This is a genomic window from Vibrio sinaloensis (assembly GCF_023195835.1).
Lineage (GTDB): Bacteria > Pseudomonadota > Gammaproteobacteria > Enterobacterales > Vibrionaceae > Vibrio > Vibrio sinaloensis_C.
Map to the genome: position 1 here is coordinate 99,947 of NZ_CP096199.1, position 13,332 is coordinate 113,278.

12 protein-coding genes are annotated in these 13,332 nt (G+C 50.1%); 2 read left to right on the forward strand and 10 right to left on the reverse strand.

Annotation, left to right across the window (positions count from 1 at the left end):
* Positions 1–102: 102 nt before the first annotated feature.
* The 6 genes from recG to MTO69_RS00490 form a co-directional block, all read right to left on the reverse strand.
* Positions 103–2,181, reverse strand: a complete 2,079-nt coding sequence (gene recG, locus MTO69_RS00465) for an ATP-dependent DNA helicase RecG (protein ID WP_248330149.1) — start codon at positions 2,179–2,181, stop codon at positions 103–105.
* A 207-nt stretch (positions 2,182–2,388) separates the two neighbouring features.
* Positions 2,389–3,072 (reverse strand): tRNA (guanosine(18)-2'-O)-methyltransferase TrmH, encoded by a 684-nt coding sequence (gene trmH / locus MTO69_RS00470; protein ID WP_248330151.1) that lies wholly within the window; start codon positions 3,070–3,072, stop codon positions 2,389–2,391.
* Between the two features lie 99 nt (positions 3,073–3,171).
* Positions 3,172–5,298, reverse strand: coding sequence for a bifunctional GTP diphosphokinase/guanosine-3',5'-bis pyrophosphate 3'-pyrophosphohydrolase (spoT, locus tag MTO69_RS00475; RefSeq protein ID WP_248330153.1), 2,127 nt, complete (start codon positions 5,296–5,298; stop codon positions 3,172–3,174).
* Between the two features lie 40 nt (positions 5,299–5,338).
* Positions 5,339–5,611 carry a DNA-directed RNA polymerase subunit omega gene (gene rpoZ, locus MTO69_RS00480; RefSeq protein WP_248330155.1) on the reverse strand — a complete coding sequence of 91 codons (273 nt, stop codon included), beginning with the start codon at positions 5,609–5,611 and terminating at the stop codon, positions 5,339–5,341.
* A 77-nt stretch (positions 5,612–5,688) separates the two neighbouring features.
* A complete protein-coding gene (gmk, locus tag MTO69_RS00485; RefSeq protein ID WP_248330157.1) occupies positions 5,689–6,312 on the reverse strand; it encodes a guanylate kinase in 624 nt (207 codons plus the stop codon).
* A gap of 184 nt (positions 6,313–6,496) precedes the next feature.
* Complete coding sequence (locus tag MTO69_RS00490) at positions 6,497–7,363, reverse strand: YicC/YloC family endoribonuclease (protein ID WP_248330159.1); 867 nt, start codon at positions 7,361–7,363, stop codon at positions 6,497–6,499.
* Positions 7,364–7,503: 140 nt separating this feature from the next.
* Between MTO69_RS00490 and rph the strand changes: the two genes are divergently transcribed.
* Positions 7,504–8,220: a ribonuclease PH gene (gene rph, locus MTO69_RS00495; RefSeq protein ID WP_248330161.1), complete on the forward strand. Its 717-nt coding sequence runs from the start codon at positions 7,504–7,506 to the stop codon at positions 8,218–8,220.
* Positions 8,221–8,491: 271 nt separating this feature from the next.
* Positions 8,492–9,133 (forward strand): orotate phosphoribosyltransferase, encoded by a 642-nt coding sequence (pyrE, locus tag MTO69_RS00500; RefSeq protein WP_248330163.1) that lies wholly within the window; start codon positions 8,492–8,494, stop codon positions 9,131–9,133.
* Between the two features lie 259 nt (positions 9,134–9,392).
* Here the strand turns inward: pyrE and lpxM are convergent, their stop codons facing one another.
* The 4 genes from lpxM to coaBC form a co-directional block, all read right to left on the reverse strand.
* Positions 9,393–10,385, reverse strand: coding sequence for a lauroyl-Kdo(2)-lipid IV(A) myristoyltransferase (gene lpxM, locus MTO69_RS00505; protein WP_248330165.1), 993 nt, complete (start codon positions 10,383–10,385; stop codon positions 9,393–9,395).
* A gap of 15 nt (positions 10,386–10,400) precedes the next feature.
* The gene (locus MTO69_RS00510; RefSeq protein WP_248330167.1) at positions 10,401–11,351 is read right to left on the reverse strand and encodes a Kdo(2)-lipid IV(A) acyltransferase; all 951 of its coding nucleotides are present in this window, start codon (positions 11,349–11,351) and stop codon (positions 10,401–10,403) included.
* 5 nt (positions 11,352–11,356) lie between these two features.
* A complete protein-coding gene (gene slmA / locus MTO69_RS00515; protein WP_248330168.1) occupies positions 11,357–11,947 on the reverse strand; it encodes a nucleoid occlusion factor SlmA in 591 nt (196 codons plus the stop codon).
* A gap of 122 nt (positions 11,948–12,069) precedes the next feature.
* Positions 12,070–13,275 carry a bifunctional phosphopantothenoylcysteine decarboxylase/phosphopantothenate--cysteine ligase CoaBC gene (gene coaBC / locus MTO69_RS00520; protein WP_248330170.1) on the reverse strand — a complete coding sequence of 402 codons (1,206 nt, stop codon included), beginning with the start codon at positions 13,273–13,275 and terminating at the stop codon, positions 12,070–12,072.
* Between the last annotated feature and the right edge of the window lie 57 nt (positions 13,276–13,332).

Sequence of the window (13,332 nt, forward strand, 5' to 3'; positions counted from 1 at the left end):
ATGTCAACCTTCCAAGATTTTCTCGCCACTCGCCACTCGCCACTCGCCACTCGCCACTCGCCACTCGCCACTCGCCACTCGCCACTCGCCACTCGCCACTCGCTATGCCTTCGAATACACATCCCGGTCGCCGAGCCAACGGTCGATGATAGCAGCGGCACTGTCGGGATAACGGTCGTGAATATGGCGTGCAATACGTTGAACTTCGGGGATTAGGCTCTGATCTCGTACTAGATCGGCAATCTTAAAATCGGCCATCCCGGTTTGCTTAGTGCCAAGTAACTCCCCTGGTCCACGAATTTCTAAATCGCGCTGCGCAATCACAAACCCATCGTTGCTCTCACGTAGAACGCCTAGTCGCTTTTGTGCGGTTTTAGACAGCGGAGCGTGATAGAGCAGCACACAGTGGCTGGCGACACTGCCTCGACCCACTCGGCCACGAAGCTGGTGCAGTTGCGCCAGACCAAGTCGTTCTGGGTTTTCGATGATCATCAAGCTCGAATTGGGCACGTCTACCCCAACTTCAATCACAGTGGTAGCGACCAATAAATGCAGCTTGTTGTCTTTAAAGTCCTGCATCACTGTTTGCTTTTCGGCAGGTTTCATTCGCCCGTGAACCAAGCCGATTTTTACATCCGGCAGTTTGCGTTGCAGCTCTTCAGCGGTATCGGCCGCTGCCTGTGCTTCCAGCACTTCCGACTCGTCAATTAAGGTGCACACCCAGTACGCCTGTTTACCTTCATTTAAGCAGGCATGACGTACCCGTTCGACAATCTCGTCACGTTTGGTGTCGGGAATGGCGACGGTTTGGATTGGGGTGCGCCCTGGCGGCAGCTCGTCAATTACTGACGTTTCCAAATCGGCGTAAGCGGTCATGGCTAAGGTGCGTGGGATGGGGGTGGCGGTCATGATCAGCTGATGAGGAAAAGCGCCTTGTTTTTCGCCTTTTTCGCGCAGCTCAAGCCGCTGATGGACACCAAAACGGTGCTGCTCATCGATAATGACCAGCGCCAGATGGTGGAATTCCACATGCTCTTGGAACAGCGCATGGGTACCGACGACCATTTGTGCCTCACCGCTGGCAATTTGTTCTAGCTGGGCCTGCTTTGCTTTGCCTTTGAGTTTTCCCGCCAGCCAGCCGACTTTCATCCCCATCGGTTCTAGCCACGCAGAGAAGTTAATAGCGTGCTGCTCGGCCAGTAGTTCTGTTGGCGCCATTAACGCCACTTGATAACCATGCTCCAATGCGCGCAGTGCGGCTAGCGCGGCGACTAAGGTTTTGCCCGAGCCAACGTCGCCTTGAACCAAACGCATCATAGGATGAGGCTTCGCTAAGTCTTGCTCTATTTCTTGGACTACGCGAGTTTGAGCTTGCGTTGGAGTAAAGGGCAGACTATTGAGGAGCTGCTGTTTGAGCGTATCGCGCGCTGCCAAGGGTAAGGCACTGTCTCGCTGGCCTTTACTGCGCACCGCGAGCATGGATAAGTTCTGCGCCAGTAACTCTTCGATAATCAAACGCACTTGCGCCGGATGTTTGCCGTTATCAAACTGCTCTAAGTCTAAGCTTGGTGGTGGACGATGAATGGTATGTAAGGCGTCGGCAAGAGTAATCTGATTGTCATACAGCCCATGGGGCAGCAGCTCCTGTACCGCCGCTTTATCGAGTAACGCCAAGGCTTGGTCAGTTAAATTGCGCAGCGTCACTTGGCGAAGCCCATCGGTGGTTGGATACACTGGCGTCAGGGTTTGCTCGACGTCTGGCTGTTGGTGTGGTGCATAGAATTTGTAGTCAGGATGAACGATTTCCAACCCATAGCTGCCGCGTTTGACTTCGCCATAGGCGTGGACCGTTTTACCCTCGACAAAGTTGTTTTTCATCGCGGCGGTAAAGTTGAAAAAGCGCAGCGTAATAGTGCCGTTACCATCACTGATTTTGACGGTCAGCATTTTTCGTTTGCCAAACAGGGTATCGACGCTCATCACTTTGCCCTGAACCGCAGCCCATAAACCAGCGTGCAGTTTTACCATCGGATAGATACGGGTACGGTCTTCGTAACGCAGAGGAAGGTGAAAAAGCAGGTCTTGAACAGTCATTAGCCCAACTTTTGCTAATTTCTCGGCCACTTTGGCACCAACGCCGGTCAATGACGTTAAAGGAATAGCAGACAGCAGTTGGGACATAAAAACGCTCGATAAGTCATTCACTAAGTTAGTGATAGTTAACCATTGAGCTGTGTTTTTGTACAGGGAAAAATGGGGAGAGCTCGCGCTTCGCCCTTCGAGTATGAAGCTGCGAGTTACGAGAAATGATTATTTGACTATGGAAGTTTGTCGTTCAAAGTTTTTCGCCACTCGCCACTCGCCACTCGCCACTCGCCACTCGCCACTTTACTTCTTCTGCATCTCCGCCCACCAATCATCATCGGCAATGATCTGTCCTTGCTCATCAAGCGGTGGATAGGGCAGTTTTTTGCGCTTGGCGACTTTGGCTAGCACCGGGTGACCGCGCTCAAACAGCAGGCGGTGGATGGTTTCTGGGTCGACTGAGCTCACTTCGTTGTCATACATGCCAGCCGCTTGGCGTTGACGCTGCGCTTCATACAGAATGACAGCGCTGGCGACCGACACATTGAGCGACTGCACCATACCGACCATAGGAATGATAATATCTTGATCGGCCAGCTTTTTCGCTTGCTCAGAGGCGCCCACTTTTTCACTGCCTAGAATAATGGCCGTCGGTTTGGTGTAGTCAATGTCACGAAAATCGACCGCTGTATCAGAAAGGTTGGTCACCAGCACTTGCATACCTTGGGCTTTCAATTCGGCAATCGCGTCTTCGATGCTGTCGTGAGTGTCTACTTCGACCCAGTTGCGAGCACCTGCCGAGGTGTGACTGAGGGTGCGCATTTCGTTTGGCCAAACGGCGTGAATCTTATGAATCCCGGTGGCATCAGCGGAGCGGATCACCGCAGAGACATTGTTTGGCTTGTGTACCTCTTCCAGACACAGAGTGAGGTCTGCTTGACGTGCTTTCAGGACTTGCTGAATTCGGTTGTAACGTTCTAAGTTCATAATGGTAATGCGATATGTAGATGACGCTAAGGTATTGATTTAAAAATGCCCTTGAAGCCTGAGGCCTCAAGGACATTGTTATACGGAGACAAAGAAGATTTAGTTTTTGCGGCGACGGACTTTTAACGTCTGAGGCATGGCTTTAATTTTGCGCATAATACCCGCAAGGTGAACCCTATCTTTGGTGGTGAGTAGTACGGTGACGGTATACAACCGACCATCGCGTTCTTCCGTCGATAGACCGTGAATGTTTGAGCCGGTCTTAGAGATAACGTTAGTCAACTCAGCTAGAGCCCCTTGACGATTTTGCACATCGACGGTGACTTCGGTAATAAACTCTTTGTCGTAATCGTCTGACCATTCGACCGCCATGTACTTGTCAGGCTCTTTCTGATAACCGCGCACATTCGGGCACATTTCCCGGTGTACGACCAAACCACGGCCTGGTGAGACGTGGGCGATGATGTGATCGTCTGGAATTGGGTGACAGCAGTTAGCAAACGTTAGCAAGATACCTTCTGCGCCACGAATCGGTAGCTTCTTCTTCGGTGTACCATCCGCGTTGGTGGTTTCGGTCTCAGTGAGTTCATCCGCATCGCCAAGCAAGCGTCGAGCAATCACAATACTCATCAACTCGCCGAGACCAATCGCTGCTAACAGATCGTCGACAGATTTGACTTTGAGATCGGCCAGAACATGATTGACGTTGCCTTCACTGATATCAGACAGCGACAGTTCACCTAAAGCGTGATTGAGGAGACGACGGCCAAGGGTAATCGACTCTTCACGACGCATGGTTTTCAGCACTTGACGAATCTTAGTACGTGCGCGCGATGTCACCACATAGTTAAGCCATGCCGCGTTCGGACGAGCGCCTGGTGCACTGATGATCTCGATAGTTTGACCATTCTTGAGTGATTTACTCAGCGGGTATGGGTTGCGGTCAACACGTGCACCTACACAAGTGTTACCCACATCGGTATGGACCGCGTAAGCAAAATCGACCGCAGTCGCCCCAACCGGGAGCTCAACGATGCGACCTTTCGGCGTGAATACGTAAATTTCGTCTGGGAATAGATCCGATTTTACGTTTTCTATGAATTCGAATGAGTTACCTGCGCTTTGTTGCAACTCAAGTAGGCTTTGCATCCAACGCTGAGCTTTAACTTGCGCTGTAGTACCGGTTCGCTCACCATTGCCTTTGTACGACCAGTGCGCAGCGACACCTTTGTCAGCCATCTGATCCATATCTTCGGTACGGATCTGCACTTCAACTGGCACACCGTGAGGGCCTACCATCGAAGTATGTAGCGATTGATAGCCATTGGCTTTCGGTACCGCAATATAATCTTTCATTCGCCCAGGACGTGGCTTATACAAGCTGTGAACCTGGCCGAGCACTCGGTAACAGGTATCAGCATCTTCAACCACCACGCGAAACGCGTAAATATCCATAATGGTGTGGAAACGCTGTTCTTTGGTTTTCATCTTGTTGTAGATGGAGAACAGGTTCTTCTCACGGCCGACCACGCGTGCTTTCAAGCCGACCTCTTCAAGACGACCTTCAATCTCACTGTGGATACGCTGAATCATCTCTTTACGGTTACCACGCGCGGCCTTAACGACCTCTTTTAGTACGCGGTAGCGGTTTGGATACAGAGCTTCAAAACCTAGCTCTTCAAGCTCAGTTTTGATGTTGTGGATACCTAGGCGGTGTGCCAGTGGTGAATAGATTTCTAAGGTTTCACGGGCAATACGGCGTTTTTTGTCTGGGCGCAGGGCGCCAAGCGTACGCATGTTGTGGGTGCGGTCAGCCAGTTTGATCAGAATAACGCGGATGTCTTGTACCATGGCAAGCACCATCTTACGGAAGTTTTCTGCCTGAGCTTCTTTGCGATCGCGAAACTTAAGCTTGTCCAGCTTAGAAACGCCATCCACCAGCTCTGCCACCGTATTGCCAAATTGCGCTTCAAGCTCTTCTTTGGTGACTTCAGTGTCTTCAATAACGTCGTGCAGTAGCGCTGCTTGTAAGGTCTCAATATCTAGGCGCATTTCGGCCAGAATACGAGCAACAGCAACAGGGTGGATGATATAGGGTTCGCCGCTTGAGCGGGTTTGCCCTTCATGGGCATCTTTCGCTACCACATAAGATTGACGCAGAGCCTCAATTTGAGGCTCTGTTAGGTATTCTTGGGCAACGTCTTTTAGGCTATCGAATAGATACAAACTTTAGGCCCGGAAGATAGTGATCAAAGAGAAGGTCTGATTAGCGGTTGTGAGCGATGCTGCTTACTGCGGCCAGTTCAGCGGCTTCTTGCTCTTGCTGCTCTTGACGCTCACGTGCATCAAGGATCTCTTTAGTGATAAGCCCTTCTTCGATTTCGCGTAGAGCGATAACGGTTTGCTTATCATTCTCTTCTGGCACTAGTGAATCTTTGCCGCCAGTTTGCATTTGACGAGCGCGGCGTGCCGCAATGAGAACTAGGTCGAAACGGTTGCCGACTTTTTCAACAGCGTCTTGAACAGTTACGCGTGCCATGAGAACTCCAAATTAGTTAACAAAAAATTTTGAATGACGAGAAATTATACAGGGTGTCAGTTCCAAGTGTCTAGAACTTACTCCGCTAAAAGCGCATCCAGCATGCCTTTATATTTAGCAGCTTGCTTGTCTTGCTTCAATCTTTCGGCGCGGATGATGGCTTTAAAGTCCATTAGAGCATTATCGAAATCATCATTGACGATCACGTAGTCGTACTCGCTGTAATGAGAGATTTCTGATTTTGCCTCAGCCATACGTTTGGCGATCACCGCTTCACTGTCTTGGCCGCGAGCATTAAGACGGCGCTCAAGCTCACCATTCGACGGCGGTAGGATAAACAAACTTTTCGCTTGTGGCATCTGCTGACGAATTTGACGGGCGCCTTGCCAGTCAATATCTAAGAACACATCAATGCCTTTGTTGAGATTGTCTTCAATCCAAACACGTGAGGTGCCGTAATAGTTGCCAAACACTTCGGCGTACTCAAGAAACTCGCCTTTCTCGATCAGATCTTCAAAGTGCTCTTTCTGGACAAAATGGTAATGAACACCATCTTGTTCACCAGGGCGCATACCACGGGTTGTATGAGAGACCGACACTTTCATCGCGTAGGTAGGGTTGGTTTCTAGCATGGCTGAAATCAGACTCGATTTACCCGCACCACTCGGTGCAGAAACGATATATAGAGTGCCTTTACCCATAGGGACATTCTCACAGTTGGTTTGATGACAGTCGGCAAGGGGTGCTGACTTATATAAAGATAGCACTGACCTATGGTTTTACCTGAGTTGGTGATTTTAGGTCAGAAAAGTGGACGCGAAGAGTAGCATAAATTTACATTCTGGGACAAGAGCCCAAGTGGGCTCTTGTCGATGCATAAAGTGCTTATTCAATGTTTTGGATCTGTTCACGCATTTGTTCAATCAGCACTTTAAGCTCAACCCCTGAGGCGGTGATGTCGGTACTGATCGATTTTGAAGCGAGCGTGTTCGATTCGCGGTTGAACTCTTGCATCATAAAGTCAAGGCGGCGGCCACAAGCTCCACCTTTTTTGAGAATATTGTTGGCTTCTTTCACATGTGAATCGAGGCGATCCAGCTCTTCAGCCACATCCGACTTTTGTGCCAACAAGATCAGCTCTTGCTCAACACGAGAAGGATCGAGCTCAACTTTGGCTTCTTCGAACTTAGAGAATAGACGCTCACGTTGCCACTCTAGGATTTCAGGCATACGGGCGCGCACTTTGGTCACTTCTGCACTAATCGCATCAAGGCGCTGGGTTATCAGTGCTTTCATGTTTTCTCCTTCACGACCGCGCGCTTCAATAAAGTCACTGATGGCGTCATCGAAGGCTGACAGCAAGTCTTTGTTGACCTGATCCATATCTTGCTCTTGCGCTTCCATCACCCCAGGCCAATTCATTACTTGGAAAGGGTTGATACGGCTCAACTCGCCGGTCATGTGCATCACCTGTTCGGCGGCTTTGATCACCTGATTGGCTAAGGTTTCGTTAATGGTCAGTTCGCCTTTGGCTGCAGGGTTGGCTTCAAAACGTAAAGCACATTCTACCTTGCCGCGCGCCAGGCGCTTGCGAAAACGCTCACGCAGCACAGGCTCTAAGCCACGAAACTGTTCTGGCAGGCGGAAGTAAGTTTCAAGGTAGCGTTGATTGACACTGCGGATTTCCCATACAGCGCTGCCCCAGTCGCCTTTCACTTCTTTGCGTGAGTAGGCCGTCATACTATAGATCATCGAATTTTCCTGTTTATCATCTGTGAAAATAACGCTTGCCAATAGTAGCACAGTTCTAAGGCCGATAGCTTTGCTAGGCAAACTTCGCTATAATCTTGCTCCAATCAAAACGTCTCCCCCTATTAATAAGGTAGATACCCATGCGTCCAAACGACCGCGCGGCGGATCAGATTCGCCCGATTAAAATCACTCGCAACTACACTGCCTATGCTGAAGGCTCAGTATTGGTTGAGTTTGGCAACACTAAGGTACTGTGTAATGCCACGGTAGAAGAGAATGTTCCGCGTTGGTTGAAAGGCCAGGGCAAGGGTTGGGTCACCGCAGAGTATGGGATGCTGCCACGTTCGACTCACTCGCGCATGCGTCGTGAAGCGTCGAGTGGTAAGCAGGGTGGTCGTACCATGGAAATCCAACGCCTGATCGCGCGCAGTTTGCGTGCTGTGGTGGATTTGGAAGCCATGGGTGAGATTATGGTCACGGTTGATTGTGACGTGATACAAGCCGACGGTGGTACACGTACCGCGTCTATCTCGGGAGCCAGTGTGGCAATGGCCGATGCGTTCCAATACTTAGTAGACAACGGCAAGCTTAAAGCTAACCCAATGAAAGGTCATGTGGCAGCAGTGTCTGTGGGCCAGCTTGGCGAAGAGATTCTGTGTGACCTTGAATATGTCGAAGACTCAGCAGCCGACACCGATATGAATGTGGTGATGACTGAAGATGGTCGCATGATCGAGGTGCAAGGCACCGCAGAAGGCGAACCCTTCACCCACGATGACCTAATGAAAATGCTGGAGTCGGCGACAGTCGGCATTAGCGCGATCGTCGCAGCGCAGAAGGCGGCGTTAGAAAGTTGATTTAGATAGCTCCCAATTGGGGGCTATTTTTTTAAGTTCCTAGTTCCTAGTTCCTAGTTCCTAGTTCCTAGGGGCAGTTGTAACCCAGATTCCAGATAGCGCGAGCCTCACTTCTGGAATGACGAGTTCAATATTGTCATTCTGAACAGCGAGGCACGAGCGAGATTCAGAATCTGTTGTAATGATGCAAGGAGTTGGTTTCGAGCGCCTAGAGACGAAATTCTAGGAACTAGGGATTAGCTTCTAGTAACCACTATCAAGAGAGAGAATAATGAAAGCATACCAGCGTGAATTTATTGAGTTTGCCTTAGAGAAACAAGTCCTAAAATTTGGTGAGTTTACTTTGAAATCAGGCCGTAAGAGCCCTTACTTCTTTAACGCTGGTCTTTTCAATACCGGTCGTGATTTGGCGCGCTTAGGCCGCTTTTACGCAGCGGCTTTAGCGGATTCTGGGATTGAGTTTGATGTGTTGTTCGGCCCTGCCTACAAAGGCATCCCAATCGCGACGACCACTGCAGTGGCACTCGCCGATCACCATGATATCGACACGCCTTACTGCTTCAACCGTAAAGAGGCGAAAGATCACGGTGAAGGTGGCAACCTCGTCGGCAGTGCACTAGAAGGGCGCATCATGCTGGTCGATGATGTGATCACTGCGGGCACTGCGATTCGTGAATCGATGGAAATTATCCAAGCCAATGGTGCTGACCTTGCCGGTGTGTTGGTGGCAATCGACCGCCAAGAAAAAGGTAAAGGTGAATTGTCGGCGATTCAGGAAGTAGAGCGCGATTTCGGCTGCGCGATTATCTCGATTGTCAGCTTGACGGACTTGGTGACCTTCTTGGAAGAGAAAGGAACCGATCCTGAGCATTTGCAAGCAGTGAAAGCTTACCGCGCTCAGTATGGGATTTAACGGCAAATAACGCTTGCTTCGAGAGGTACTCGTGGTGAGTGAATTGAAAGTTGTCTCCCATTTTGTGCGAGCCTAAAAAAGGGTTGACGTTTATTCGTCAACCCTTAAATTTTCTCTCGTCTCTCGTCTCTCGTCTCTCGTCTCTCGTCTCTCGTCTCTCGTCTCTCGTCTCTCGTCTCTCGTCTCTCGTCTCTCGTCTCTCGTCTCTCGTCTCTCGTCTCTCGTCTCTCGTCTCTCGTCTCTCGTCTCTCGTCGCTCGCTAGCTCTCTATATCATCCCGATCACCATAGTGCGAGTTATCGTAAATCTCACGACCATCTCGGCGCGTTTTTAACAGCGATAGATTCCACATATATTGCTCTGGGCGAGGGCGTACCAAGTCTTCAATCGCTTGGTTCATCGCACGCGCATCGGTTTCTTCGTCTCCGGTTGGGAAGTTTTCTAACGCCGGTAAAATGTGGACTTCATACTTGCCGCTTTGATCGTTGTACGCAGGAAGAATGGGCACGACTTTGGCTTTGGATAGTCTTGCCATCTTGCCAAACCCTTTTAGGGTCGCTTTCTCGGTGGCAAAGAACGGCACGAATACCGAATTGGCTGCGCCAAAGTCTTCGTCAGGTAGCCAGTAGCCGAGGTAGCCATCTTTTATCGAGCGCACAAATGGCTTAACTCCAGCTTCGCGGGCGAAAATCCGCCCGCCGTATTGCATCCGCTGAACTTGCATCAACCAGTCACCGATTGGGTTACGTTGCGGCTTCATGATGGTGGTGACTTTGTAACCTTTGGCGGCCAACATGACCCCTGGATAGTCGACCGCCCAGGCGTGAGGTGCCAAGATGATCACGTTCTCTCCTGCTTCAAGCAGAGGCAGCAGGTTTTCCTCTCCCAACATCACACCGCGGTTTTGGTTGTGTTTGGTCGAGCGAACTAAAAACTCTGAGTAACCTAGTAGGTATTGCGCTGCCTTGACAAATGTTTCGGCAAGGATCGCTTCACGTTCTTGGTCACTTTTTTCGGGAAAGCAGTACTTTAAGTTGACTCGAGCACGGCGTACCACCCGGCCGTTCTTCTTAACTGCAAACACCGACAGCTTGCGTGCCAAGGCGTCACGCCAACGATAGGGCATAAAAGAAAATAGCGCAGCGAAAAAGATGCCAAGCCAGGTACCCCAGTGCTTAGGATGGAGAAACGACCATTCAAACTTTGGGTTGTGGAGATATTTGTCGGTGCTGTTTTTTTCTGTGGTGCTCATTCAGCGACGCCTATTTTATTGGTAACGAGAGTTGGTCAGACTGTGGTCAGGAAGTGATTTAAATCGTTTGTGCAGCCACATCCACTGTTCTGGCGCTCGCATGATAATCTCTTCAACATATTTATTCATATAAGCCGCTGCTGCGACCTCATCTTTTTTCGGGTAGTCGGCTGAAATATCTTTATCAGCGATAATCTCGTACTTACCCTCTGAGTTTCTAAACCCTGAGCCCGGTACGATTGCGCATTTGCTGGTGTAGGCCAGAATGCTGGTGCCAGTAGTGGTGCATGCTTGCTCTACGGCAAAGAAAGGCACAAACACCGATTTGTTGTGGCCGTAATCTTGATCCGGCAGGTAGAACAGACGGTGTCCTTGGCGCAGCACACGTATCATCCGGGTGATGTCGGTACGATAGACCAATTTGTTGCCATTACGGCTACGACCACGATACTGGATGAATTCATACGCTGGGTTACTATGCGGACGATACACCCCGTATCCTTGCAGGCCAAGTGCCCCGAAAGCGCGCGCAGTAATCTCAAGATTAAGTGCATGTACAGCGCACACCAACACCCCTTTTCCTTGTTGTTCGAGTTGGTGCATCACCTCGATATCTTTGGCTATCAAAATGCGCTTGAAGCGCCAAGTCGGCCAAAACCAGGTGATACCCGTTTCGAACAGAGCCATACCGGTGTTTTTAAAGTTCTCTTCCACCATGCGCTCAATCTCAACGTCGCTCATATCAGGAAAAGCAAGCTCGAGATTTCGGCGGGCTATTTTGACGCGCGATTTAGCGAAACGCATCCCCACGCGCCCTAGGCCGCGGCCCAGCTTATACAGTAGCCTGTAAGGCAAAACATTGACAATCAGAGCAAGTAAGCCAAAGCCGAGCCACACGCCCCAATACTTAGGGTGGAGTAGCGAGATGGAAAATGGAGGGGCTTGTTTGTACTGATCTTTATTCATAACGATTACTTAATTTGTGCGCTCAATAGCGCCCAATACTCTTCAAAGTTCGCGGTAGGTTGATACTTAAAGTCACTGCGGACAAAACGGTTTAGGCTGCCTTCCACTTGGCCGAGAAGTTGTGCGGCGAGGATTTTTTCATCGACAGGAAAGGATTTACCTTCACGCAGCATGCGCTCACGTAAGATCTGGCGCAGCGAGGTTTCGATGCGTTCAAACAGTTGGTTAATGCGCTCACGTAGACGTTCGTTTTCAAACATCAGAGCATGGCCCGATAAGATACGACATAAGCCAGGGTTGCGCTCTGCAAAGGCTAGGATTAGCTGCAGTACCAGGCGAATCCGAGTTAAGGTGTCTTTCTCTTCATCGACAATGCGGTTAATGCGCGACATCAGCGACTCTTCGATGAATTCGATCAGCCCCTCAAACATACGCGCTTTACTTGGAAAGTGACGATAGAGCGCCGCTTCAGAAACGCCAACTTGTTTCGCCAGTTTTGCAGTAGTAATACGTGAAGCGCCTTCGTTGGACTCGAGCATTTCTGCTAAGGCTTGCAAAATTTCATCTCGGCGGTTGGTTTTTCTTGTTCCGGCCATGAACCTGTTCCTTTTGTTACCATTCTGAATAAAAAGGGTTTGAGCTCTGGAGTGCTCAAACCTGAACATATGACATATCCTTTGTCGCAGTATTCTATTCTCGATTGAGCTTAGTGTGCGCTTTATGCGTCTAGTTTTTCCGCGACTGTCATCATTACTTGATGCGCAATTTGTTGCTTTGATGCAAGAGTAAGTGATTGCTTACCCTCTTTCCAGTATAAGGTGATTGCATTGTCGTTGCTATTAAAGCCTTGACCTGCAACAGAGACATCGTTAGCACAAATGAGATCCAGTCGTTTGTTAACCAGCTTACCGCGCGCGTAGCTTTCGACCTCTTGGGTCTCAGCCGCAAAGCCAACGGTAAAGGGTCTATTTTCGCTCAGAGCAGCTACAGCAGCGATGATGTCTGGGTTTTTCACCATAGTGATGGTCATTTGATCGCTATCATCGGTTTTCTTAATTTTTTGCTCTGCGACTGTGGCTGGGCGATAGTCGGCAACGGCAGCGCAGCCGATAAAAACATCGCTTTTACTTGCCAGCTGCATGGCCACATCATACATGCTTTGCGCGCTATTTACGTCGATGCGTTTGACGCCATAGGGCGTGGCTAAAGAGACGGGCCCTGCAATAAGTGTTACCTCAGCGCCCAGCTGATAGGCTGCTTGTGCTAAAGCAAAGCCCATTTTCCCTGAACTATGATTTGAAATGTAACGCACAGGATCGATGGCTTCTCGGGTTGGCCCGGCGGTGATCACCACAGATTGGCCCTTGAGAGGTTTGTCAGCAAAAAATTGTTCACATCGTTCTACCAACTGCATTGGTTCAAGCATTCTACCCGGGCCTACATCGCCACAAGCTTGCTCACCGGCTGCCGGGCCCCAAATATGCATACCACGACGCTCAAGTGTCGCTATGTTCTCTTGTGTCGCGACATTGCGATACATCTGCTGATTCATCGCTGGTGAGACTGCAACCGGTGAATCGGTCGCTAAGATAAGGGTTGTGAGTAAGTCGTTGCCCATACCGGCCGCTGTACGCGCAATGAGGTCGGCGGTGGCTGGCGCTAATAGAACCAAATCGGCCCACTTTGCCAGCTCGATATGGCCCATAGAGGCCTCGGCAGCAGGGTCAAGTAAGCTATCTGAGACCGGTTTACCCGACACCGCCTGCATGGTGAGCGGGGTAATAAATTCTTTAGCCGCGTGGGTCATCACCACTTGAACTTCAGCGCCGCGCTCAATCAAGCGACGGGTGAGTTCGGCACATTTATAAGCCGCGATACCGCCGCTGATGCCTAAAAGGATCTTTTTACCTGCGAGTGTTTGCATGATGATCTTCCTTAAAAATTCTGCCCGTAAGATATCACGGCTGAATGTTGAGTTCCT